The sequence below is a fragment of the Allohahella marinimesophila genome (assembly GCF_039538005.1).
Lineage (GTDB): Bacteria > Pseudomonadota > Gammaproteobacteria > Pseudomonadales > Oleiphilaceae > Allohahella > Allohahella marinimesophila.
In genome coordinates this window covers 128,468-152,892 of sequence record NZ_BAABBO010000009.1, presented here as the reverse complement: position 1 = coordinate 152,892, position 24,425 = coordinate 128,468, and the positions used below count along the sequence as shown (strand labels likewise).

The window sequence follows — 24,425 nt, the reverse complement described above, 5'->3', positions numbered from 1 at the left end:
TCGTCCTGTTTCTTTTCAATCAAGATCACCGCTGCATATCGGCCTCGACCGCAGCTTCGAAGCGTTCAAAAATATCGGGTAGAGCACTGGTGACACGGTTCCAGCTATTGATGAAGGGCGCTTCCATGGGATTGGCCAGAAAGTGGGAGCCGGCGTCCATGATGTTGCGCGCAAACAGTTCCACAGCCTGCTCCTCCTTGTGAACATCCAGCTTCAGGCCGTTCATTTCGGCGTCGTTACGATAGGTTTCCACGAAATCGAGTGCCATTCGGAAGTACGTCGCCTTGATCGTACGGAAGGTTTCCGGACTGAAAACGGTGCCGTTGGTGGCCAGCTTTCTGAAAATGGCCTTGCAGATGTCGATGGACATTTTCGATAGGCCCTGCGAGGCATCATCCGGAGAAAGATCCTGATGCTTGTGGTCGTAGGCGTCAGCGATATCGACCTGGCACAGCTTGTTGGTGGCGAAGTTTCTCTTCACTTCGCTCAGGATGCCGATCTCTAGACCCCAGTCACTGGGAATTCGGATATCGGTAATCACGTCCCGGTGAAACGAAAACTCGCCTGCGAGTGGATAGCGATAACTGGCCAGATAATCCAGATAGTCATGAGCACCCACCACCTTCTTGAGCGATCTCAGCAGTGGTGTGACCAGCAGCCGGCTAACGCGGCCATTCATCTTCCCATCCGCCGTCCTGGCATAGTAGCCCTTACAGAACTTGTAGTTGAAAGCTGGGTTGGCAATGGGATAGATCAGCCTGGCCAGCAGACTGCGATCATAGGTGAGGATATCGCAGTCGTGCAATGCAATGGCCTGGCTGCGATTGGAGGCCTGGATATAGCCCAGACAATACCAGACATTGCGACCCTTGCCTGGCTCCCTAGGCGCCAGGCCTTCCGCTTTGAGCTCGGCATCGAGCGCCTGCAGGCGCGGCCCGTCATTCCAGAGCACGCGATGGCGTTGAGGCAGCGCAGAAAAGAATTCCAGCGCGTGATGGTACTGATCCTCTGTGGCCCGATCGAGGCCAATGACGATCTCCTCGAGATAGTCGACCTTCTGCAGGTGCGAGAGAATATTGGGCATGGCTTCGGTAGCCAGCTCTGAATACAGGCATGGCAGTACGAGCGCCATGGGTCTGCTTTTGGCAAAGCGCCTGAGGTCACTCTCCAGCGCTTCAGTACTGCGGTTGGACAGATTGTGTAGCGTGGTGATCACGCCATTCTGGTAGAAGTCGGTCATATTGTTTTCCGTTCAGCCTGGTAGAGAAGTCTTGATGGCGTCATCAGGGGGCGTCTGTGGCGTCATCAGGGCGTCGACTTCAGCAGCCATCGCTTCCGCCCAGCCTTCAGGACCATAGCCTTTGGCGATTCTGATGTTCGCCTGGCCGTTGATCTGAGGCGTGACATGCGCAGGTGAGCGGATCAGGTACGCACGATCAGCGGCCTGGAGCATGGCGATATCATTCTGGCTATCACCAAGCGCGACGGTGTCTACAGTGGCATCCCACTGGGTGGCATAATAATCGTTCAGCCATGCCATTGGCGTAGCCTTGTTGAACTCACCGAGAATATGCACGAAACGACCACCACGGAGCACGTGCAACCCACAATCCGCCATCGCTGCAAGAAAATCTGACATCTTCCCAGGCGAGTCCTGCCAGGTGAGTGGCTCGGAAAACTGACGCTGCTTGGCGAGCGCTGCATCGCCCTCGTCAAGTCCAGTGGCAGCGGCGACTTCGGCCACGCTCATGTCATGAAAGCCCTTGAACCTGAATTGACGCCTGACGCCTTCAAGACAAGTCATGATGTGGTCGTGTCCTGGGCCAAAAGTCATCTTGGGCTGTTGCGTGCTCTCATCAGGAAAATACAGCGCCGCCCCGTTTTCCACGATGTACGGGTCGGTATGCTCGAGCGACAGTCTGAGTGACTCCAGTTCGGCCGCGGTCTTGCTTGTATTCCACACTACCGGCACACCGAGCTGTTTCAGCTGCTGGCGCAGCGAGGCGGTGGCACTGGTATCGTAGGAATCGTGATCGAGCAGTGTGCCGTCGAGATCGGTGTAGATCAGCAGTCGCCGTTTTCGGCTCGGTTCTATCGTCATGTGTGTCATATCCCTGTGGAGCGAACTACGCAGGCTTGTTCGGCTTGATGAGGCTGCGCATGGAATGATCCTCATTCAATTCTAATACCATGTCTGCCTTTTCTGGTAAAACCTCGAGATTCCAGCGTGTCAGACGTTCGTAATGTGAAATGAAGCGATGGATCTGTCTGGCGTCCATAAGTCCCGCAGGCGGTTCCTCGCCACGCTCCACGTAACCGGCCCTGAGCTTCTCCTCCTGCTCCAGACGCCACTGATGCACCTTGGTGAAATCAGGTGCTCTGATCAGTAGTAGATGATCGAGCAGCGAGAACCACTCCGCATAGGCGCCTTCGAGCTCGGCATTGACGTAACGGCGCCAATCACCATTCGGGTCTTCGTCTGCTTCGAGCTGGTTTACGGCTGTGGTGAGTGCTGACGCCGGTTGCGGTGGCGTGCCCACACACCAGCCTTCAAACAGAACCACATCGATATCACCTGGAAGCGGCCCTGCTCGAAACAGGTTCGAGATATCATCTCTTGCCTTATCGAATACCGGCAGATTGAGCGGCTCCTGCGTCGACCGTTCGTGAGAGGGCTGCTTCAGTGTGCGAAAAAGGCCGATGCCACTGTGTACATCGTGAGTGCCTGGCACACCTCTCGTTTTCAATAAGGGGTGGATGTCTCTTGCCAGTTGCAGACGCCTTTCATGGCTGAGATAAAAGTCATCGATCGACAGTGTAAGGCAACGCAGATTGAACATGGACTCGAGCATGATACTGAGGAAGTGCACCATTGTGGACTTGCCACTGCCCTGCGAACCACAAACGCCCCAAATTAGTGCGCCGTCCTTGTCGCCTCTCTTCTCGCCTGAAAGGGCAATCTCCTGCGCAATGGGTAGAACAATGCGTGAGCAGTCTTTCAGAAACTGCGGTGGAAGGCGATGTTGCTGTATGGCCTGCTCGAGCAAACCGCGTATCGGCAGCAGCTTGCTGCTCTCTGCCAGGTCTTCGGTCATTGGCGAAGCTATCCCCCGGATCCGCGTCGTGATGTGACTGTAGTACGGCTTTAATGCAGGAACAGGACCAGCTGACGATGAAAAGATCGGCATGTAGGCCAATTGCTTTCAGGAGAGGCAGATATAGCCGGGCGAGCGGGAATAGACGAACACAAAAAAGCCGGACCATGATTCATGGTCCGGCTTTGTCAGAGCGCTGGCAAAGGTTTAGCCGGCGTCTTCCTCAGACAGCTCAGGGGCCATTTCCGGCTGCTGGGCTGCTTCAGGCGTTTCTTCGATATTCAAAAGCTCTACATCGAATATCAGTGTTTCATTCGGTCCAATGCGGCCATTGCCTTGCGGGCCGTAAGCCAGATCGGCCGGGATAAAGAGCTGGTATTTAGCGCCCTTCTTCATCAGCTGCAGACCTTCTACCCAGCCAGGAATAACGCCAGCCAGCGGGAACACTGCAGGCTCGCCGCGCTCGACTGAACTGTCGAAGACTTCGCCGTCGATCAGCTTGCCAGTGTAGTGAACTTCAACGGTGTTTTCGGCCGTAGGGGACTCGCCTTCGCCTTCTTCGATCACCTTGTACTGAAGGCCGGAATCTGTGGTCTTCACGCCTTCCTTGCTCTTGTTCTCTTCAAGGAATTTCTGGCCTTTTTCGAGATTCTTTTCAGCCAGCTCAGTGAATTCCTTCTGCTGCTTTTCCTGCTGCTCAATCTGGTACTGCTGCATCAGCTGATTCATTTCCTCGTCATCAATCTGCGAGGGCTTTTCATGATAGGCATCTTCTACCCCCACCATGAATTTTTCCATGTTCAGATCCTGCATCTGCATATTCATGCGGCGACCGAGCATCTGTCCAAAGCTGTAACTGATCTTGTCGATATCCGTAGTGAGTTCGCCGCTGGCTGCGCCTGAATCGGCTGGCGCTGCAGTGCTGGATTCAGCTGGGGCGGCGGCATCGGTCTTTTCTACCGAGTCGCTCTCACCAGAGCAGGCGCTTAATGAAACAAGCGCGATACATGAACCCGCAAGCAGGGCTTTGAAGGATAGTGTTGTCATTGGCAGTGATCCCTTTTTACTTTTTGAGTAAGCGTCAAGCGCTGTAACGGGCCATTGTGTCGTCTCGCGGAGAGTGACGCAACTCGCTGAGCTGAAAAGTCGGTAATGCGCGTTAGCGCTCAATCAACTCATCTAGCTGGTTACGGCGCTGTTCCATGATTTCCCGTGCTTCATTCGCCTTGCGGATGGCGCTGCCATCCAATAGCTGGGGGAGCCCCGATTGCGGAAGTGTGAAGGTGCTGTCCTCTCCTGAGGCCTTGGCGTCTGTTTGCCTGGCAGTCGTAGCTGATGCTTCTGAGGGGCGCTCAGAGTCAGCGGTTCCGGCTGCTTCGGACCGTGGGCTTTGCAGTATGTTGACGTTGCTATTGATTTCCATGACCTGCAGGTCGCTGGCATTGGATGGCGGGTGATCGCTGTACTGCCAGGTGCCACTGCTGTCGCGCCACTTGTACACTGTTGTGATATTCGCGGAACTGGCGCGTTCCGGGGTCACTGACAGCACCGGCGCGGAGCCGCTCTTGCTGCCGCCAGGCAGAAAGGATTCGAAATAGAATGGCAATGCGATTGCGGCTGCAATCGAAAGCACAGTCAGGAGTCTGAATAGCCATTTCAGCATAGCATCACTCTGAACTAGTTCGCCGGCTTCATAAGGTGCCTTGCTAACTGTAGTCCATAGTCCTGCATTTGTACTGAACTGGCTGTCAGAGAGGCTGCCGCCGGCACTGCGCCAGTGTGGGCGCAGGTCATGTAGGCTAACAGGTTCTGTAGAGCGAAATTCTGGATGCAATTCTGGTCTGTCCCCCTTACCTCTGTGCTCAGGCCGACTGCAAGAGCGTCTGTCGCGACAAGTACTTCAAGTTGGCGCCGCTCGCATGAAAGTTCGAGTGCGGCTAGATCAGCCCGGATTGCAGATAGTGCGCCTGCAGTCTGGGCGGGTATGGTTCGCTTCAGATGTCGGATGGGGCTTACAAAGGTGTGTTGCCAGTATCTGCTGCTGTCGCAGATAGCCTGCCATTGCTGCCACTTCGGTCTCAGGACGTGCCTGCTGGCGAGCCAGCCAGCGTACAGGAGACAATTCGTATCGAAGCCATGGCAATTCTGCAGTGTCATGCACAGGTCGGCTATAGGCTGTTCAGCATATTTATTGTACGCGAAAGCCCATAGTTCAGCGGCCTGTGCCTGCTGTTCAGATGTGAGCGGAGTTAGATAGGACTGCAGTTGCTCTGCTATCATGCTGGCCTCTTAAAAGTGCGCTTCGGCGCGTATCCTGTTCCCGTCATGGTTCCAGTATGTTGCAGTTCCAGAGTTTGTCAGTCCAGCGCGGTGGCCGCTACCTCATCCGCGATGCTTCACTCAAGATCCCGGATGGCCAGCGTGTCGCTCTGGTCGGCCGCAACGGCAGCGGCAAATCCACCCTGTTTTCGTTGTTGCTCGGTGAGCTGACGCCAGAGCAGGGCGAATATAATCTGCCAGGCGGAACCCGCATTGCTCACATGGCGCAGGAAACCGAGTCGACTTCGAGGTCGGCGCTCGACTATGTGGTTGATGGCGACAGGAAGCTGCGCGATGTTCAGCGTCGTCTGGAGGCTGCGGAACGGATAGAAGATTATGACACCGCGGCGAAGCTCTATGGTGACCTTGATGTTCTCGATGGCTATACGGCAGACGTTCGGGCAGAACAGCTGCTCGCCGGTCTTGGCTTCAAACCCGAGGAAATGCACCGACCTGTGTCGGCATTCTCTGGTGGCTGGCGCATTCGGCTGAACCTCGCCCAGGCGCTGATGTGCCCTTCGGACCTGCTGCTGCTCGACGAGCCGACCAACCACCTCGATATCGACGCCATGGTCTGGCTGGAAGCCTGGCTGACACGCTACCCGGGCACGCTGCTACTCATCAGCCACGACCGCGATTTCATAAACCGGACCTGTGGCGCCGTACTGGCGCTGGAGAATGCCCAGCTGCAACTCTACTCAGGCGATTACGATCGTTATGAAATGGCACGCGCCGAACAGTTGGCCCAGCAGCAGTCTCTCTATGAGAAGCAACAGGCGAAAGTGGCGAGCATTCACCGCTTCGTTGCCCGCTTCGGTGCCAAGGCCACCAAGGCATCACAGGCACAGAGCAAGCTCAAGGCCCTGCAGCGGATGGAGCTGATTGCCGCGGCACATGTAGACTCGCCTTTCGATTTCGAGATTCCGGCCTCGGATAAAGTCTCGACGCCTTTGCTGGTGCTTGATCGGGCCAGTCTCGGCTACGGCGATGTCACCGTGGTCAAGGGCGTCAATATGACGATACTGCCGGGCTTGAGGCTGGGTATTCTTGGCGCCAACGGCCAGGGCAAGTCGACATTGATCAAGACCCTGGCCGGAGAGTTGCCCTTGCAGGCTGGTCAGCGAACCACGGGCGCTCATCTAAAGATCGGCTATTTCGCCCAGCAGCAACTCGACTATTTGCGACCTGACGACACGCCTTTGCAGCACATGCAGCAGCTGGAACGCGAAACCGATGGGCAGGCCCGCGAGCAGGCCCTGAGGAACTTTCTTGGTGGCTTCGCCTTCGACGGCACCCAGATGACGCAAAAGGTGGCCGATTTTTCAGGCGGAGAGCGTGCCCGACTCGCGCTGGCGCTCATTGCCTGGCAACGTCCGAACCTGCTGCTGCTCGATGAGCCGACCAACCACCTCGATATGGAGATGCGACAGGCGCTGGCGGTGGCGGTGGAACAGTTTGCTGGCGCCGTGGTGCTGGTATCGCACGATCGCCACCTCCTCAATGCCCTGGCCGAAGACTTTGTCTGGGTGCGCGATGGTGCAGTGCGGCATTTCGATGGCTCGCTCGAAGAATATGAGCGCGGTTTGCAGGCGGAAATAAAGGCGCGTGCGGCCGGCGGCAAGGCAGCCGCAGGGGTCGAGACCAAGGCTATTAAAATACAGCAAATAGAAAAGTCACCCGAACAGCAGGCCGCCGACCGCGCAGAACAGAAAGCTCAGGAAAAGCAGCTGGTGTCATTGAAGAAAAAGGCGGCGACGGCGGAGCAGACTATGGCTGAAACTCAGGCGGCGCTGGCTGCCGTCGAGGACATCCTGGGTGATAGCACCCTGTACTCTGAAGGCGAGGCTGCCCGATTGGAGGCGGCGTTGAAAGAGCAGGCGACACTCAAGAGTCAGCTGGATGAACGCGAGGCGGGTTATTTGGAATTGCTGGAGTTGATAGAGGCGCTCGACTCGACGATCAACTCGACCTTGATGCGCTGAAGATAGCTTGCCTCAGCCGAGAAATCAGCCTGAGACAGTGGTCGCTCGGACAGCCACTCGTCCTGGAAGCTCAGGCGGTAGACGTTGTCTTTCAGCGAAATGGCCAGTGCTGCAGGCTCGTTCAGCGAACGATCATGGTGAATGATAACCGCCAGGCGCAGAATGACTGCCAGCATGATGACCCAGGGGCGATCGTCTGGCAGCAGATCGGCAAAGAGTTCGTCAGACAGTTTACGCCGGTGAGTTCTCGCAAGAATGCTCAGTAGATGCTGCACCCTTTTCGAAAAACCATGCAGATCGCTGTGTTCCAGCAGGTAGGCGCCGTGCCTGTGATACTGGGTGTGGGAAATCGCCAAGCCGATTTCGTGTACCCGTGCTGACCATTGCAGAACATCCCGCCAGTATCCGGCCAGCGCCTCGTCGGTCGCATTCGCCTTGATGAGCTGATCGAACAATCTGCAGGCTGTCGCTTCCACCGCTGCAGCATGCGTGGTCTCGATCTGATATCGCGCCTGCAGGCTACTGATGGTGCGCTCTCGCACGTCCTCATGCTGAGTTCGGCCGAGCGCATCGTAAAGCAGGCCTTCACGTAGCGCACCGTCGCAGAACTCCATCTCCTGTATCTTCAGCGTCTGGAAGGCCGCAATCAATATGGCCAGGCCGGAAGCAAAGATGGTCTGGCGTTCCTTGCGGATATTCAGTCGGTCGAGCGTGGCGGTGTAAGTCTTGAGCTTGTCACCCCCCTCCATGAGCTGTTTTTGCAGCTCGAGCATGGTGGGCAGGGTGATGGCGTGAGGTGAAAGCTTGTTCTCCTCAAGCGCCTGCTGAATGGCCTTGATAGAGCCGGAGGAGCCTGTGCACTGCTGCCAGCCAACCTTCTTGAAGCGCTTCTTTATGGCGAGCAGTTCACGTGAGGCTTCAGTGATGGCTGCCTTGAACTGCTCGGGAGACGCCGTGACTTCATTGTTCTTGTTGGTGAAGAAACGGTCCCGGTAGCCCACGCAGCCCATGTGCATGCTTTCGAGCTCGATAGGTTCGAAGCGGTCGCCAATCACGTACTCCGTGCTGCCCCCGCCGATGTCGATCACCAGTCTGCGTCCTGCGTCATCAGACAGGGAATGGGCAACGCCGAGGTAAATCAGTCGTGCTTCTTCTCTGCCGCTTATGATGGCAATCGGACTGTTGAGAATGGCCTCGGCCTTGACGACGAAGTCCTGCGCATTTCGCGCCACCCTCAATGCATTGGTACCGACGACCTGGATCCGCGAGGGGTGAATGCCCTGGAGCCGTTGCGCAAAGCGCTGCAGACATTCGAGCCCGCGCTGCTGCGAAGCCTCGTCCAGCATCATCCTGTCGTCCAGTCCGGCACCGAGTTGCACCTTTTCCCCGATTTTTTCGATAGGGCGAATTTCGTTATGAACGAGCTGCGCGATCACCATGTGAAAACTATTGGAACCCATGTCGATCGAGGCGATGTTGATGGGCTCGGCGGCGCTGTACGCGGTTTTCACGCTGGAGGCTTGGGGCATGGTGCTTGAGGGTGTCCGTTTGGCTTCGGTCAGATTCCGGGTGTACGCTATGGTCCGGCGCCCGGCAAGGATAGCTCAGTTTTACCCTCGTCTGAAGCAGGAATGCAAGCCACGCTGGCATCAAGGAACAGTCCGGCACTTGTATTTGTCCGTAAAGTCCATATATTAAAATTCTGCCCTTGCTACGTAGCATCCACAAGCATCCGAATCAGGAAGGAAACCTCTTATGTCTAAGCAGATAATCAGTGTTACTGACGACACGTTCGAATCCGAAGTACTGCAGGCTGACGGCCCTGTGCTTGTCGATTACTGGGCGGAATGGTGTGGGCCCTGCAAGATGATCGCACCAGTGCTCGAGGAAATTGCCGACGAATACGGCGACAAGCTCAAGGTATGCAAGCTGAACATCGACGAAAATGAGCAGACGCCGCCGAAGTTCAGTATTCGCGGTATTCCAACGCTGATGCTGTTCAAGAACGGCAACGTCGATGCAACGAAAGTTGGCGCGCTGTCCAAGTCACAGCTGACCGCGTTTCTCGACAGCAACCTGTAATTCAGCTTCCCTCAAAGTATTAAGGTAGTTTATAGTCGGCAAAATAATTTCAGGTTTTTGTTGCCAGCAGACATTAAATCTACTAAATATAAGTCCTGAATGCTGCAGCGGGACCCTCCGCTGCATTGAGCTTTCCATACGCTTCAAGCCTGTATCTTCCGGTATAACATTCACCGGCCGGTCTCATGACCTTTGAAGTGCACCAACGTTCCCTTGATTTGACGTTGAGTACTACAGGCTTCGCAGCCCCCCGAGCTTTCCTTACACACACCCTGAAGAACCCACAATCACTACACTACAAGACACGCCTACATCATGAATCTAACCGAACTCAAGACCAAATCCGTACCTGAACTCCTGCAGATCGCCCAGGATATGTCCATCGACAATCTATCCAGGTCTCGCAAGCAGGACGTCATATTTGGCATTCTCAAAAAACACGCGAAGGGTGGTGAAGATATTTCGGGAGATGGTGTCCTCGAAATACTTCAGGATGGCTTCGGGTTCCTTCGATCGGCAGACAGTTCTTATCTGGCTGGACCAGACGACATTTATGTCTCGCCGAGTCAGATACGACGATTTACGCTGCGAACCGGCGACACGGTGTCCGGCAAGATCAGGCCTCCGAAGGATGGCGAGCGCTACTTTGCGCTGCTCAAGGTCAGCGAAATCAATTTCGACAAGCCTGAAAATTCCAAGAACAAAGTCCTCTTCGAAAACCTTACACCGCTCTTCCCCCAGGAACGTCTCCGCCTCGAAGCTGGCAACGGCAGCACCGAAGATATCTCCGCACGAATTCTTGATCTCGTGGCGCCTATCGGCAAGGGCCAGCGTGGGCTGATCGTATCGCCGCCAAAGGCTGGTAAGACGCTGCTCATGCAGAATATTGCGCAGTCCATTACGCGTAACAATCCCGAATGTCATCTCATGGTCCTGCTCATCGATGAGCGGCCTGAAGAAGTGACCGAGATGCAGCGAACGGTGCGTGGGGAAGTTATCGCCAGTACTTTCGATGAGCCACCAGCCCGTCACGTTCAGGTGGCTGAAATGGTCATCGAGAAGGCCAAACGTCTCGTCGAACACAAGAAAGATGTCATTATCCTGCTCGACTCGATTACCCGTCTGGCGCGAGCCTACAACACCATCGTGCCAAGCTCCGGCAAGGTACTGACCGGTGGTGTCGATGCGCATGCGCTCGAGCGTCCAAAGCGCTTCTTCGGTGCGGCCCGTAATATCGAGGAAGGTGGCAGTCTGACCATTATTGCAACCGCACTGGTCGACACAGGCTCGAAGATGGACGAAGTCATCTACGAAGAATTCAAGGGCACGGGTAACCTCGAAGTCCATATGGACCGCAAGATTGCCGAGCGACGAACCTTCCCGGCTATCAACATCCGCCGTTCAGGCACGCGTCGCGAAGAATTGCTGATGTCTGAAGATGAGCTGTCAAGAGTCTGGATTCTGCGCAAACTGCTGCACAGCATGGACGACGATGGCGCTGCGGTTGAATTCCTCATCGACAAACTGAAAGATACCAAGACCAACGAAGACTTCTTCCAGTCCATGAAGAAGCAACGGAAGTAGACTTCCCGTAATGCCAACAGGACAAGGATAGCGCTGTGATCGAGCTCCCCGAGCGAGCCCATAAGTACTCGGATCTTCGTGACTTCATTGCGCTGCTTGAAAAGCGTGGCGACCTGATCCGCATCAAGACCCCAGTCAGTCCTGTTCTCGAAATGACAGAGATCAGCGACAGGGTGCTTCGAGCAAAGGGGCCTGCGCTTCTGTTTGAAAATCCAACGGGCTTTAAAATTCCCGTACTGGCCAATCTTTTCGGTACACCAGAACGCGTTGCGCTCGGCATGGGCGCAGAGTCTGTGCATAGCCTTCGAGACATTGGTCGTCTGCTTGCCTTTCTGAAAGAGCCTGAGCCTCCCAAGGGGCTTCGCGATGCCTGGAGCAAATTGCCGGTGCTGCGGCAGGTCATGAAGATGAGCCCCAAGGTCGTGAGTGGCGCGCCGTGTCAGGCTGTCGTCATCGAAGGCGATGCCGTCAATCTTGCAGACTATCCGATTCAGACCTGCTGGCCTGATGATGCTGGCCCGCTGATTACCTGGCCGCTCGTGATTACGCGCGGGCCCGATCCAGACAAGCCTCGGCAGAATCTTGGCATTTACCGGCAACAGGTGATTGGGCGAAATAAGGTCATCATGCGCTGGCTGTCTCATCGTGGCGGCGCACTGGATTATCAGGCCTGGCAGAAGGCCTACCCTGACAAGCCGTTTCCAATTGCTGTAGCGCTGGGCGCCGATCCTGCGACGATACTTGGCGCCGTCACGCCGGTTCCTGATTCGCTCTCTGAGTATGCGTTCGCCGGATTACTCAGGGGTTCGCGGACGGAACTGACCCAGTGCATTGGCAGCGACCTTCAGGTGCCTGCGAGTGCGGAGATTATTCTCGAGGGATTTATCTATCCAGGCGAAACTGCGATGGAAGGGCCTTTCGGCGATCATACCGGGTATTACAACGAGCAGGAGCGCTTTCCGGTCTTCACCGTTGAGCGCATCACACAGCGTCGTGACCCGATCTACCACAGCACCTATACCGGCCGTCCCCCTGATGAGCCTGCCGTTCTCGGCGTAGCACTGAATGAGGTCTTCGTGCCGCTGCTGCAAAAGCAGTTTCCGGAAATTGTCGACTTCTATCTGCCGCCTGAAGGCTGTAGTTATCGGCTCGCTGTTGTGAGTATGAAGAAGCAGTATCCAGGTCACGCCAAGCGGGTGATGATGGGTGTGTGGTCTTTTCTGCGACAATTCATGTATACCAAGTTTGTTATTGTCGTCGATGACGACGTCAACGCCCGTGACTGGAATGACGTCATCTGGGCGATGACAACGAGAATGGATCCGGTACGCGATACCGTATCTATCGAAAACACCCCCATCGACTATCTCGATTTCGCTTCGCCGGTCAGCGGACTCGGTTCCAAGATGGGTTTCGATGCCACCGGCAAATGGCCGGGCGAAACCTCGCGAGAGTGGGGCAGGCCATTGTCCATGGCGCCGGAAGTGAAAAAGCGGGTTGATGAGCTGTGGGATTCCTTAGGGCTTGGGAGAGCTGATTGAAGACAATAGAATGCAAGGTAAACACCATCGAGCGCTTGAGCGGTGATAATTATCGCGTGGAACTCGAACCGGATCTGAGCTCAGTGAAGCAGCCTTTATTTGCTGCGGGACAGTATCTGCAATTGCTGGTGCCTGGTGTCGCCGACGGCTTCTTTTCCATTGCCAGTGCACCACAGGCTGCGATCATCGAGCTGCACATCGAGGCCCCGGAGGCGCTCGAAAACTCGACTGCGATTCTGAACTATCTAAAGACACAGTTTAAGAGTGGAGAGCCCCTGCAGGTGGCATTGCCGCTTGGCAAAAGCTGTCTGGATCACGCCCCCGATTTCGATATCGTTCTGATCGCAGCGGGTACCGGATTTGCCCAGATGAAGTCGATCATCGAGTTTCTACACCAGTCGGCGTACAAGCGCACGGTATCCTTGTATTGGGGCGTGCGAACAGCGAGCGACATGTATGCCCGCTCGATCGCTGAAGACTGGATGAAAAAGGGTAAATTGCGCTTCGTTGCTGTCACGGCGGATAACGCGGATAACGAATGGCAAGGGCACCACGCGGAGTTGATCCGCGCGGCGATCGAGGGTCGTCATGACTGGAGCTCGTCGATGGTGTTCGCTAGCGGTTCACCGACAATGGTGTACAGTGCGCTTGATGCACTGGAACCATTGGGGCTGCCGGAAGACCGCTTCTACTCAGACGTGCTGGAGTACGCGCCCAGAGCTCGCTAGGCGCTTTTCAAGTTGATCATGCTGCAACGCCAGTTCCAGCATGTGACTGCCCGATTCGAAATCCCCCTGTCTGTTTGCCACACGACCAAGCGCGCCATAGGTGTCGCTGCTTTCGCGTGACTGCAGGCTCTTCTCGAGGCAGGCCCTGGCTTCGTCCAGGTTGCCAGAGCGCTCAGCGGCGATACCCAGCGCCAGCAGCAAGTCAGGATCTTCATCCCGGCCTGCGCGCCATTTCGAAAGGTCCGCATGGGCCTGCTCGGCATCGCCGCTGGCGGACGCCGCTTTCACATACAGCAGCCCCAGATCGCCTTGCCAGTTGCGGGTAAGCGCCTTGCGAAGCACGGTGACAGCCTGGCCGAGTGAGCCAGCTCGCATCAGACCGGCAACATAGCTCCGAATGAACACAGGGTGCTGGGCATACTGCTGTGGCAAGGAGTGCCATACATCATCCAGCTCGGCGGTGCCGGATCCGTTGTCCAATGTGTTTTCAGCTGTGATGCCTGCTGTTGTCGCCTTGCTGTCGAGCAGGTTGAACCAGGCAGACTGCCTGAGACCATTCATCTGATCTTCGGTGAGCTTGCAGTGTTTGTCGATCTCGGGGAGCAGCTTCACGAGTCCTGCCCAATCACCTGTTTCCAGCATGCACTGTCGTAGTAGCCTCAGGACCGCAGAGTGTCCTGCTCGACGTCCATTGAGCTGCACCAACAGCGCCTTGGCTTCGTCGAATTGTTCACGGGCGATATACATCTGCGCCTGCGTGAGCTCAACCGCAAAGTCACTGTTAGGCATGACCGCCTTGGCCTTGTTGAGCAGCTGATTACTGCGGGCGACATCGCCCTGCTCACTGGCCGCCTGCGCTGCTGTGAGATAACTCATCATCGGCACTTCAGATTTGTCCGCCGAATTCACCAGGCGTCGCTCAGCCCGGTCCCAGCGGCCTTCAGCAAAGTCGAGAAGCCCTCGCTGTGTGCGCTTGTGCGCACGGGAATCGGCATAGCCCTCACGCCAGGAACGAAAGCCAGCCCTGGTCGCTAGCAGCGCGAACAGAGTTTTCAACACCAGCTGAACCAGTAATATGGTGATCACTATCAGAATCAGAGCGATCCACACGGTGGTTTCCACCAGATAGTTCATCCATGAAACCCGGATGTAGCCTGGGTCGAGCTGCACGAGGTAGCCAAGGCCAAGGCCGACGGCAACCGCCAGCAGTACGTAAATGATTAACCTGCTCATGTAGCGCTACTCCCCGCTTTCGTCTGAAGGCGGGTTAGATGACGGCCCGATCTGGTAAACCGACTCGAGCAGGCCTTTCAGCTGTCTCAATGAAGCGGAAATATCTGGCAGTTCCGGGTCCACCGAGATGGCTTTGAGACTCTCGATACTATCAAGCAGGGCATTGGTCTGAGAGCTGTCTTCCACGAAGTAGCTACGGATCCATTTCTCCGCCTTGTCCAGACTGTTCGAATAGATCTCCTGATTCTGTTCCAGTAGCGCCAGCTCCGCCTGCTCGATCATCAGTCTGAGATTCTGGCGAAGATAATGCGTCTGCTCGGGGGCAAGCAGCGGTGCGATTGGCTCGTCCAGGTCCCGGACGATGACGAACCTGTTCAGGGTCTCCTGCGCTGTCGTCAGTGCCTTGCGATACCAGGGTTGGTCCGCCTCTTCCGCCGCACTGGTATCAGTCTGCTCAGCGTCAGGATTGATCACCAGACCATCGCCGGATTCCATCGTCTGCTTCGCAAGGGGTGACTCTTTCAGCATGAGCGACTCGTCCATGCGAGTGATCTGTTCCGCCAGTGCTTCCAGCTTGAGGTAAGCGCCAGTGACATCAACTTCACCAAGCGACTTGAGCGCGAGCATTTCCGACGCGATGGTCTTGCGAATCGGAATAACGGCCACTTCGTCGGTTTCCTTCAATGCTTCATCTGCCGCGATGAGGATGGCCAGGGCACTGTCGACATCCTTTTCCAGCAGAACACGCTGGTTCGCCAGTCGCAGAAGATACTCTGCTTCGGCCAGTAGCCAGTCAGTTCGGCTCGTGGCCTGGTCTGCCAGTAGCTGCTGAGCGGTCTTGTCCAGTTGCGCAGACAGTTCATCGATACGCGTATCATAGGCCTGCAGCTGCTGCTGCAGAGTGCTCATGGATGAGGTGAACGCACTCTGATCGCTTCGCACCTGCTGAGTGGTGGATTCGACCTTTGACAGCTGGCTTTCAACAGACTGGTCGATTTCGCCGCGTAGCGTTTGCAGATGATTCCAGGCATACCAGGCGCCTGCACCAAGCGCAATGAGCAGCAGGAGGAAGGCGAGCCAGAGTGGCCACACGCGCGTTTTGCCTGCCGACCTGGGCGGGGTAGGGGGCGGTGGCGTTGCGCCTGAAGTAGTGGCAGCGGACCGGGAGCCGTTTGTGGACGATCGGGGCGTGGCTGGACTTCCGCCTGTAGCATTGGCATTGCTGCTGGAAGCGTTCGGAGTCTGCGGCTTTGAAGTGCCCGCTGCCGCCCTGTCCGGGGCGCCGGATGCCAGTGGAGAGCCTCCGGCAGGTAGATCGGAATTCTGCACAGGTTTGTCTGAGTGTGTGTCGTCTGCCACGTTACATCCTTTTTTTTATGTCCCGGCTTCGGATTCGAGCCCAAGCAACTTTATCATGTTGGTCGGACGTAAATCATCCGTAACCTTGTATTTTACATGCGCATCCCGCAGTGGCTCGGCAACCCGCTCGCTGGGTACGAAAAACGACGCGTGCGTGAGCTTGGGCCGTTTCAGCGCCAGCAGGGCCTGCAGTGTCTCCAGCGATAGCGCGACCACGTGAGTGGGGTCGAAACGCTCAAGCTGCTCCAGCTCAGCTGTCGGGTGCTCGACGTTCTTACGCTCGTAACACAGTAATGTATCGACTTTTGCACCACGGGCTCCCAGGGTGTCCGCCAGTGTACTGCGTCCGCCCTCGCCCTTTACCAGCAGAATTCGTCTATGCGTCACGTTCTGCAGGGTGGCCAGTGCGAGCAGATGCTCAGAGCTGTGTCCAGCCTGAGGCAGCACGATGCGCTGACTGAGCGGCCGTAGGGCCTCGGCGGTGCCACTGCCCAGTGCCATCAACGGCAGACCGACCGGCGTTTGAGGCCAGTACTGGTCCAGATAGTCCACCAGTTGCCTGGCAGCGGCTTTGCTGGTCACCAGAATATTGTCGTAACAGTGGATGTCCGTAATAGAGCTGCGCTGCGCAGCCGGCGGCTTCGAATAGAGCAGCAGTGATTGCATCGGAAAATTCATCACACCGGCACCAGTGCGATGCAGGGCCCTCAGTAGGGGATCTTCCGGCTGTTGCAGTGGCTGACCGTCGTCCCGTTCGACGAGCGGTCGCGATAACAGGATCCTTGTGGTCTGCATCGACGTCACCATGGCTTAACGACTGTGGTCCGGTGGCGAATCACCGTACACCGCTTCGAGTATGGCACCAGCGCCTTGACCGAGAAGATTTTCGGCGACGCGCACGCCCATCATTTCTGCGGCCTTGCAAAGGTTTTCAAAGGCATCAGGCGCCAGTCCGTCCAGTTCGGGGGCGCCGGAGGCTGGGGAGTGCTCGCTCAGCTGAATACTGTCCCTGGCGTGGAGAACGCGGCTGCCATCGACCTCGGCCACGAGTCCTCTGAGCTGAAGTGAGCCATCGAGCAGCTCTCCGTATCCCGCGATGGGCACTTGGCAGCCGCCATTCAGACGGGTATTCATTGCGCGCTCGCAGCGAACGATCAAACTGGTTTCGCGATGTCGCAGGGGCTCGATCAGCTGGGCTACGCGCTCGTCGCCGCTGCGAATTTCGATACCCAGTGCGCCCTGACCAACAGCGGGCAGGGACACTTCGGATGGCAGGCTGCCACGGATGCGGTCATGGAAGCCAAGTCGCTTGAGGCCGGAGGCGGCCAGGATAATGGCGTCGTAGAGGCCATCGTCAAGTTTGGCCAGGCGGGTATTGACATTGCCACGCAGGCTCTTGATCGAGAGGTCGGGCCGGCGCTCTGCAATCTGGGCGGCACGCCGCAGGCTGCTGGTGCCCACTACGGCGCCAGCTGGCAAAGCATCGAAATCCGCATACTTGTTGCTGACAAAGGCATCGTAAGGGCTGTCACGCTCAGTGATGACCGGGAGGTGCAAGCCTTCGGGGAAGGCCATTGGCACGTCTTTCATTGAGTGGACCGCAAGATCGGCCCGATTGGCGAGCAGCGCGGTTTCAAGCTCCTTGACGAAGAGTCCCTTGCCGCCAACCTTTGCCAGCGGCACGTCGAGAATGATGTCACCCTGCGTCTTGATTTCGAGGAGGTGAATCTGCAGGCCCGGGTTCAGGGCTTCCAGTTCCCGTTTTACGTGATTGGCCTGCCACAGCGCGAGCGCACTGCTACGGGTGGCGATGGTAAGTTCCATGGTCTCTCTTTCGTCAGCATTGAACGGATGGCAAGTAATCCGCACAGGCTACCAGACCTGTCGCCATTCAGCATGCTTTCAGCTTAGTCAGTATTGCCCGCCAGTGCGCCACGCACCTGCGGCAACAGTCTGCGGCTCACTGGCAATTGCTCGTCGACAAAGCGAAGTACGGCCATATACTGGCCCTCCTCGATGCGTTTTAGCGCCTTGAGATAGGCCGGATTGATCAGGGTGTTTCGGTGAATTCTGATGAAGTGGCTGCTATAGCGCTCTTTAGCGCCTTGAGATAGGCCGGATTGATCAGGGTGTTTCGGTGAATTCTGATGAAGTGGCTGCTATAGCGCTCTTCGAGCTGACGAAGTGACAGGTCACAGACACACTCGCCAGCGAGATGTCTGAGGCTGACGTACTTGCTGTCGGCTCGCGCATAGAGCACATCAGCCAACTCGATGCGATGATTGCCCCTGGCGCTGTCGACGGTGATGAAATCAGCGCCATGCTCGTCTGGTGCCGTGGGCTGCAGCGAACCAAGCCGGGCAAATTGCGCCTGATTGGTGACGACGCTGCGCGCAAGGGCCTGCAGCAGATCCTCCTTTTCGATCGGCTTCATGAGGTAGGCACTAGCTGAGGCCTGTATTGCCGCGAGTGCATATTCATCATAGGCGGTGGTGAAAATGATGGCCGGCGGACGGGTGTTGCGACTGAGCTGGCGGGCGGCCGTCAGGCCATCCATTCCAGGCATGCGAATATCCAGCAATACGATATCGGGCTTGAGGCTTTCGGCCAGCATCAGCACCTGTTCGCCATTGACTGCCTCGGCGCAGACCAGGTAATCCGTATCCGCCAGCAGTCGCTGGATGCGCTTCCTCGCCAGCGGCTCATCGTCGGCAATCAGCAGCTTCAGGCTCATGTGCTTCGCGGCTCCACGATAAGGCCGAAGGGTGTGGTCTGGCTGTGCAGCGGCATGCGCAGTGTCACCGTATAGACCTCTTCAGTTCGACTGTTCTTGAGCACCGCCGCATCACCAAAAGCGGCCTCCAGGCGCTGTCGGGTATTATCGAGCGCCATGTGGTTGCCGGCGCTACTGCGCTTGTCATCGACGTCAACGATATCGGGACCGACACGAGTCTGCTGAGGGCTGGCGATGGGGTTGCTGATCATGACATAGCAGAAGCGGTCGCGTTCCGACAGTTCAAGGCTGAGCGTACCGCCTTCTGGCAGGGGCTGTATCCCATGATAGACGGCGTTTTCCACGATAGGCTGCAGCGTCAGCGGCGGCAGCCGCGCGTGGGCTGCAAAGGCTGGCAGTACCTTCGGCCAGTTCACGAGCAGACGGTCTCCCAGCCGCAGCTTTTCAATATCAAGGTAGGCTTTGCAGATGCTCAGTTCCTCAGCCAGTGAAATGAGCTGATCACTTTTTCGCAGGGCCACTCTGAACAGCTTGGACAGATCGAGTACAGCCGCTTCCGCAGCCACAGGGTCTTCCGGTATCAGGCTGGCGATCGAGTTCATGCTGTTGAACAGGAAGTGCGGCCGGATCCTGGCCTGCAGGGCTTCGAGACGAAATTCGAGCTCACTTTCCCTGCGTTGACTGGTGAGGAATTGCAGATAGAAATAACGCAGCATCAGGCCAGCTACCAGTGCACTGATCAGCCCGGTGTGCAGCACGAACTGAAAGGGGCCAGCCAACTGCCTGACCAGGTCTGGAAATAGCAGCGCGGCGGCCGTCGAGCAGAAGACGGTCACCAATATGCTGATGAGCCAGGCCAGACTGCCCTGCCACGCGATACTGAGATGCCGTGCGAACGACTGCATGCGGCAGACCAGAAAGGTGCTCGTGAGTACAACCCAGAGCATGAACAGGGCGGTGAGTGAAAAATAGATAGTGTCGAACTGTCCCGGACCTGAATGCAGCAGCGTGAACAGTACCGAGCCGAGCAAGGCACCCAAGATAATGGGCAGCACGGCGTGACGCTGACAGATGTCAGGCAGGAAGCTTGGGCTCCCTGTGTCCGCAGGTCTTTCGCTAGAATTCACGCCATCGTGCCCTCTTTGGTATACTCAACAGAATAGCAGTCAGAAGAACTCCTCGCCCTGCCACCGCTCGCAAGACAACTGGCCCCCGGCGTTTCATTATCACGCGACTTTTCCCGCGACCAAGAGAGACAACACATAGCCATGGCCGATCCGAAAGACCAGTCGACCCAGTCCGCACCTGCTGAAGCAGGGGCTTCCAACGCCGCACCGTCCAATCCAGCCCTCTGGGGTGGACGTTTCACTGAAGCGACCGATGCCTTCGTTCAGGCCTTCACCGCATCCGTGACTTTCGACCAGCGCCTGGCCAGCTATGACATCCAGGGATCGCTTGCGCATGCAAAGATGCTGGCTGCGCAGTCAATCATCACCGACGAGGACTACCAGGCCATCGTCGGTGGGCTGAGTCAGATCAGTGCTGAAATCGAGCGGGGCGAATTCCAGTGGTCAATCGCGCTCGAAGATGTGCACATGAACATCGAGTCACGCCTGACCCAGTTGATTGGTGCTGCTGGCAAGAAGCTACACACCGGCCGTTCGAGAAACGATCAGGTGGCAACCGACATCCGCCTGTTTCTTCGTGACGAAATCGACGCCATCGCCAGCCAGCTGCTTGAGACGATAGCCGTTCTGGGCCAGCTGGCGGACCGTGAACACGCCACCATCATGCCCGGTTTCACGCATCTGCAGACGGCGCAGCCAGTGACATTTGGCCACCATATGCTGGCCTGGGCCGAGATGCTCAAACGTGACTATGGCCGTCTCATCGACAGCCGTGCCCGCTGCAACAGCATGCCGCTTGGCTCGGCCGCACTCGCCGGCACACCGTATCCGCTCGATCGTCAGATGACCATGAGCGAACTCGGCTTCGAGACGATGTCGGCGAACTCGCTGGATGCGGTCAGCGACCGCGACTTCATCATTGAGTTCTGCAGCTTTGCCAGCGTGTTGATGATGCACATGTCGCGCTTTTCAGAAGAACTGATCCTCTGGACATCTGCGCAGTTCGGCTTTATCAATTTGCCAGACAAGTTCTGTACCGGTTCGTCGATCATGCCTCAGAAGAAGAACCCCGACGTGCCGGAACTGCTCCGCGGCAAGACAGGGCGGGTCTACGGTCATCTGATGTCGGTCCTGACACTGATGAAGTCGCAGCCATTGGCTTACAACAAGGATAACCAGGAAGACAAGGAGCCACTGTTCGATACGGTCGATACCGTTCGCAATTCACTCACGGCTTTCCGCGACATGATGGCGGCAGTGACGGTCAATCCACCGGCCATGCGCCAGGCAGTGGCACGTGGTTTTGCCACCGCAACCGACCTCGCTGATTACCTCGTCGGCAAGGGCTTGCCTTTCAGGGATGCGCATGAAGTCGTCGGCAAGGCCGTTGGCTGGTGCGTCGAACACGGTGGTGATCTGTCAGATCTGCCACTTGAACAATTACAGGCCTTTCACCCATCCATAACTGCCGACGTCAGTGAAGTACTGACGCTGGAAGGCTCGGTCAATGCGCGCAGTCTCCCCGGTGGCACGGCGCCCGTTCGGGTAGCGGAGGCTGCAAAGGCCACCCTCGCCTGGGTCGAAGAACGCAGGGTGGGAGCGCGCTCCTGAAAGGTCGCTCTCGGCCGCTGGCACCGGACTATAGGACCGGCGTCGATCGCAAGGAGCTGAAGATCCTGCGGGAGCGTTTTCTCACGCTCTCTGAAACGCGTTTCGAGCGCATACTCGAACAATACAACGACCGGCAGTCGGTGTTTCTCAGCGTTCTGCCTGTGCTGTTTCATGTCAACCATCCCCTTCTGCCGGGCTTTACGACCCGCTCAGCGCCCTGCGGCATCGTCAATTTCAGCATCGATAAGCCGCGGCTCAAACAGTTACAACGCTTGTCGCGCAGTTTTCAGCATCAGCCCGCCGATAAACTGACCCGACCAGATGTGATTGGTCTCTATATCATGGGCAGCCCCGGTACACTGGCGCAAAGCAGCTCAAGTGATATCGATGTCTGGCTGGTCTATCGCAATGGCCTCACTGTCGAAGCGATCTCTGCTCTGGATGCCAAGGCGAAGGCTGTGTCGGCTGCGGCGGCCGAGCTCGGCATCGACCTTCATTTCTTCCCCATGAATGCCGCACGCTTTCGCAAGCAGGCCCAGCAGCGTCAGGCTGACAGTGAAGATTCCGGAACAGCCCAGCATTATGTGTTGCTCGATGAGTTCTACCGTACCTGCGTCTACCTGGCAGGTGCCTGGCCGCTGTGGTGGCTGATACCGCCAGACTGCGAGAAATCCTACGACGCCACCGCACGCCTTCTCGCTGAAAAGCGCTTTATTCGCAGTGGCGACTACGTCGATTTCGGTGGCTGCCGCGAGGTGCCTGAGAACGAATTCATCGGCGCTGGGCTTTGGCAGCTTTACAAGAGTATCGACTCGCCATACAAGTCTTTGCTGAAGCTCTCGCTCATGGAGTGTTATGCACGGCGCAGCGAGCTGCTGGATGCGCCTGAAGTCTCGACCATGCCGTTGTGTGTCAGCTTCAAGGCGCAGATTTACCGTGATGAAGTGGCAGCAGATCAACTCGACCCCTACCTCATGCTCTACTGGTATCTTGAGCGATGCCTTACACATCTGAACATGAGCGAGCGGCTGGCGCTCGTCCGTCAGAGTTTTTATCTGAAGGCAGGGACCAGGTTGTCGAGGCGTGCCGGTAGCGCCCGGGCAGACTGGAAGGCTCGCCTGCTTCAGCAAACCGTTGATGGTTTTGGCTGGTCTGCTGATTTCCTTCGCTATCTCGATCGTCATGATCAATGGAAAACCAACGAAGTCGTCGTCGAGCAGCGGCGACTGGTGCAGGCTCTCACTGCCAGTTATCGTTTTCTGTCCTCCCTGGCGCGAAGCCGTCAGGCGACAGCTGCCATTAGCGCAAGAGACGTGCATCTGCTGGGTCGCAAGCTGTATGCCCAATTCCAGCGCAAGGCTGGCAAGCTCGAACTCATCAACTCAGGTATCAACTCTGACCTGAGCGAGCAGCAGCTCACCTTCGAGCTGGTCATCAACGAGGGTGGTGCGCAGTGGGAAGTCAAAAACGCTGAGCACCAGCTGCTGCGTGAGTCGGAAAGTCTGATCGAGCTGCTGGCCTGGTGTCATCTCAACGGTCAGCTCCGTCCCCATACCAGTGTGCGCATGGTCGTCGACGACAGACGTGATGCTGAGCAAGCTGCGCAGTTCCACGCCTACCACGCCATATCGCTGGCAGAATTGCAGCAGCTCATTCAGACACTCAATAGCGAAATCGGCTTCACTGCGAGCGATATGCCTGCGGCGCCACAGGCCTCTTATCTTGAGCCCGCGACTTTGCGCAAAACCATTATCTTTCTCAATGTTGGTGTCGATCCACTGGCCAGACTGACAGAAAAGGGTCTGAGCAAGGTGTCCAACCGGACCGATCCGCTATCGTTTTCCGAAGAGCGTGTCGGTCTTGTGAGCAGCGTGGACCTATTGATCAGCAACAGCTGGAACGAAGTCTCCGTGCTGCGCTTCGAGAGCGGCGATACGCTCATGCAGTGTCTGCGGTTCCTGTTGGCTTCAAAAAACTCGACGCTGCCGGTGGTGGTCTGCTTCTGTCACAGCAGGGCACTGGCGCTCTCACAAAGGGTCGGGCAGCTGTGTCGTCAACTGCTCTCTACGTCCTGGGATCGATACGTGATCGAACAGGACAAGCGGCGCTTCCTGCTGGAGCGCGACACCAATTCAGCGGGCAACAATGCTGAGGTGAAATTGCTGGCGCTCGATGATGCCGCTGCACTGATCCAGGCGCTCGGGCGTCCACGTGCCCGCTTCATGAAACTTGTCATCGACGACTACGCGCTCGGCAAACATACGCTCAAGGCGGTTGCCCCGCTCAATGAGGCGGAAGCCATCCAAATCTGCTTCGACTACTCGCAGGCCAACAGGGCGGGCTATTGGGTTTTCGATGCCTTCGGCACGCTCTGCAGCGGTGAAACCGCGTGGGGCAGCAGCTGGATCGGTGACTCGACGGGCAGGCGCTGCAGCAACGGCCTGCTGACTTTCATCCGCAACGCGCTCGATAAACTGCAGATGCAGATTGGCGTCGTTCCGCAGGGTGCTGTCTCTCAGATCAACTGCTTCATCGTAGGTGACCTACCGGTCAGGCGTGGCCTCACAGTTTCTGCGCGAGACGAAACACAGAATGCGCAGCAGCTCGCCCGGGAAACGACGCGCCGCACAAGTCCAGTCTCTCTGGAACACCAGACCTGGGAGGGGGAGCTGACTGAAATCCGGATCGTGGCCCACGTGCTCGATCCGGCGGATCGCGGGCTGGACAGTTTCACTCTGAATGGCTGCATCCTGGGATTTGATCTGTATTGTGAGCATATGGAATTCGCGCACAAGACTGGCCTTGATGGCAGTATCGCTGAGCTGGCCCGGTATCTTTCCAGTGGCGTGAGAGGGGAGGCGGCGGTCGGCTCGACCCTGCGACCTTTCACGATCACGGATCTCAGCCTGCCAGTCGACGCTTCGGGCGACCGGATTGGGCGTGAGCTGGCGGACTACCTCAGGTGCCGCGACTGGGTCGAGCGTGGTCTGTGGCGAAATGCCACGGCCTCTCTCTGATGTTCCGGACGAG

Annotated in this window: 21 protein-coding genes; 7 read left to right on the top strand and 14 right to left on the bottom strand. The window is 57.0% G+C overall.

All coding sequences use genetic code 11. From position 1 onward, the window contains the following. Positions 1 to 25: 25 nt before the first annotated feature. The 6 genes from ABD735_RS09335 to ABD735_RS20160 all read right to left on the bottom strand — a co-directional run bounded on the left by ABD735_RS09335 (position 26) and on the right by ABD735_RS20160 (position 5,375). A complete protein-coding gene (locus ABD735_RS09335; RefSeq protein ID WP_344805639.1) occupies positions 26 to 1,240 on the bottom strand; it encodes a glycosyltransferase family protein in 1,215 nt (404 codons plus the stop codon). Positions 1,241 to 1,252: 12 nt separating this feature from the next. Next, a complete protein-coding gene (locus tag ABD735_RS09330) occupies positions 1,253 to 2,101 on the bottom strand; it encodes an HAD-IIB family hydrolase (protein WP_344805637.1) in 849 nt (282 codons plus the stop codon). 25 nt (positions 2,102 to 2,126) lie between these two features. Next, positions 2,127 to 3,095 (bottom strand): hypothetical protein, encoded by a 969-nt coding sequence (locus ABD735_RS09325; RefSeq protein WP_344805636.1) that lies wholly within the window; start codon positions 3,093 to 3,095, stop codon positions 2,127 to 2,129. A gap of 207 nt (positions 3,096 to 3,302) precedes the next feature. Further along, a complete protein-coding gene (bamJ, locus tag ABD735_RS09320; protein WP_344805634.1) occupies positions 3,303 to 4,142 on the bottom strand; it encodes a BamJ family beta-barrel-assembly machinery protein in 840 nt (279 codons plus the stop codon). A 112-nt stretch (positions 4,143 to 4,254) separates the two neighbouring features. Continuing rightward, a complete protein-coding gene (locus ABD735_RS09315; RefSeq protein WP_344805632.1) occupies positions 4,255 to 4,758 on the bottom strand; it encodes a DUF4124 domain-containing protein in 504 nt (167 codons plus the stop codon). Positions 4,759 to 4,772: 14 nt separating this feature from the next. Then, complete coding sequence (locus ABD735_RS20160) at positions 4,773 to 5,375, bottom strand: TIGR02444 family protein (protein WP_425548599.1); 603 nt, start codon at positions 5,373 to 5,375, stop codon at positions 4,773 to 4,775. 56 nt (positions 5,376 to 5,431) lie between these two features. Here ABD735_RS20160 and ABD735_RS09310 point away from each other — a divergent pair, with 56 nt between their 5' ends. Continuing rightward, the gene (locus tag ABD735_RS09310) at positions 5,432 to 7,396 is read left to right on the top strand and encodes an ABC-F family ATP-binding cassette domain-containing protein (RefSeq protein WP_344805630.1); all 1,965 of its coding nucleotides are present in this window, start codon (positions 5,432 to 5,434) and stop codon (positions 7,394 to 7,396) included. On the opposite strand, the gene ABD735_RS09305 is transcribed toward ABD735_RS09310, so the two are convergent. Next, positions 7,330 to 8,925 (bottom strand): Ppx/GppA phosphatase family protein, encoded by a 1,596-nt coding sequence (locus ABD735_RS09305; RefSeq protein WP_344805628.1) that lies wholly within the window; start codon positions 8,923 to 8,925, stop codon positions 7,330 to 7,332. The genes ABD735_RS09310 and ABD735_RS09305 overlap by 67 nt on opposite strands. A gap of 226 nt (positions 8,926 to 9,151) precedes the next feature. Here ABD735_RS09305 and trxA point away from each other — a divergent pair, with 226 nt between their 5' ends. From trxA to ABD735_RS09285, 4 genes are all read left to right on the top strand, one after another. After that, the gene (trxA, locus tag ABD735_RS09300) at positions 9,152 to 9,478 is read left to right on the top strand and encodes a thioredoxin TrxA (protein ID WP_344805626.1); all 327 of its coding nucleotides are present in this window, start codon (positions 9,152 to 9,154) and stop codon (positions 9,476 to 9,478) included. Positions 9,479 to 9,793: 315 nt separating this feature from the next. Next, positions 9,794 to 11,062, top strand: coding sequence for a transcription termination factor Rho (rho, locus tag ABD735_RS09295; RefSeq protein WP_344805624.1), 1,269 nt, complete (start codon positions 9,794 to 9,796; stop codon positions 11,060 to 11,062). A 35-nt stretch (positions 11,063 to 11,097) separates the two neighbouring features. Continuing rightward, positions 11,098 to 12,603 carry a 4-hydroxy-3-polyprenylbenzoate decarboxylase gene (gene ubiD / locus ABD735_RS09290; protein WP_425548598.1) on the top strand — a complete coding sequence of 502 codons (1,506 nt, stop codon included), beginning with the start codon at positions 11,098 to 11,100 and terminating at the stop codon, positions 12,601 to 12,603. Further along, positions 12,600 to 13,331, top strand: a complete 732-nt coding sequence (locus ABD735_RS09285) for a CDP-6-deoxy-delta-3,4-glucoseen reductase (protein ID WP_344805623.1) — start codon at positions 12,600 to 12,602, stop codon at positions 13,329 to 13,331. The genes ubiD and ABD735_RS09285 overlap by 4 nt, the downstream gene beginning before the upstream one ends. On the opposite strand, the gene ABD735_RS09280 is transcribed toward ABD735_RS09285, so the two are convergent. From ABD735_RS09280 to ABD735_RS09250, 7 genes are all read right to left on the bottom strand, one after another. Next, the gene (locus ABD735_RS09280; protein ID WP_344805621.1) at positions 13,296 to 14,564 is read right to left on the bottom strand and encodes a heme biosynthesis HemY N-terminal domain-containing protein; all 1,269 of its coding nucleotides are present in this window, start codon (positions 14,562 to 14,564) and stop codon (positions 13,296 to 13,298) included. The two genes, ABD735_RS09285 and ABD735_RS09280, sit on opposite strands and share 36 nt — an antisense overlap. Before the next feature lie 6 nt (positions 14,565 to 14,570). Further along, positions 14,571 to 15,923: a uroporphyrinogen-III C-methyltransferase gene (locus tag ABD735_RS09275; protein WP_344805619.1), complete on the bottom strand. Its 1,353-nt coding sequence runs from the start codon at positions 15,921 to 15,923 to the stop codon at positions 14,571 to 14,573. 15 nt (positions 15,924 to 15,938) lie between these two features. Next, positions 15,939 to 16,718 carry a uroporphyrinogen-III synthase gene (locus ABD735_RS09270; RefSeq protein ID WP_344805617.1) on the bottom strand — a complete coding sequence of 260 codons (780 nt, stop codon included), beginning with the start codon at positions 16,716 to 16,718 and terminating at the stop codon, positions 15,939 to 15,941. A gap of 15 nt (positions 16,719 to 16,733) precedes the next feature. Further along, positions 16,734 to 17,747 carry a hydroxymethylbilane synthase gene (gene hemC, locus ABD735_RS09265; RefSeq protein WP_344805616.1) on the bottom strand — a complete coding sequence of 338 codons (1,014 nt, stop codon included), beginning with the start codon at positions 17,745 to 17,747 and terminating at the stop codon, positions 16,734 to 16,736. 83 nt (positions 17,748 to 17,830) lie between these two features. Next, on the bottom strand, positions 17,831 to 17,974 hold the full coding sequence (locus ABD735_RS09260; protein ID WP_344806341.1) for a LytTR family DNA-binding domain-containing protein: 144 nt from the start codon (positions 17,972 to 17,974) through the stop codon (positions 17,831 to 17,833). After that, positions 17,974 to 18,657 carry a LytR/AlgR family response regulator transcription factor gene (locus ABD735_RS09255; protein ID WP_344805614.1) on the bottom strand — a complete coding sequence of 228 codons (684 nt, stop codon included), beginning with the start codon at positions 18,655 to 18,657 and terminating at the stop codon, positions 17,974 to 17,976. Before ABD735_RS09255 ends, ABD735_RS09260 begins: the two co-directional genes overlap by 1 nt. Then, positions 18,654 to 19,784 carry a sensor histidine kinase gene (locus ABD735_RS09250; RefSeq protein WP_344805612.1) on the bottom strand — a complete coding sequence of 377 codons (1,131 nt, stop codon included), beginning with the start codon at positions 19,782 to 19,784 and terminating at the stop codon, positions 18,654 to 18,656. Before ABD735_RS09250 ends, ABD735_RS09255 begins: the two co-directional genes overlap by 4 nt. A gap of 141 nt (positions 19,785 to 19,925) precedes the next feature. Between ABD735_RS09250 and argH the strand changes: the two genes are divergently transcribed. Beyond that, entirely contained in the window at positions 19,926 to 21,395 is a 1,470-nt protein-coding gene (gene argH / locus ABD735_RS09245; protein ID WP_344805610.1) for an argininosuccinate lyase, read from the top strand. Continuing rightward, complete coding sequence (locus ABD735_RS09240; RefSeq protein WP_344806339.1) at positions 21,359 to 24,412, top strand: class I adenylate cyclase domain-containing protein; 3,054 nt, start codon at positions 21,359 to 21,361, stop codon at positions 24,410 to 24,412. The genes argH and ABD735_RS09240 overlap by 37 nt, the downstream gene beginning before the upstream one ends. The last annotated feature ends 13 nt before the right edge of the window (positions 24,413 to 24,425 follow it).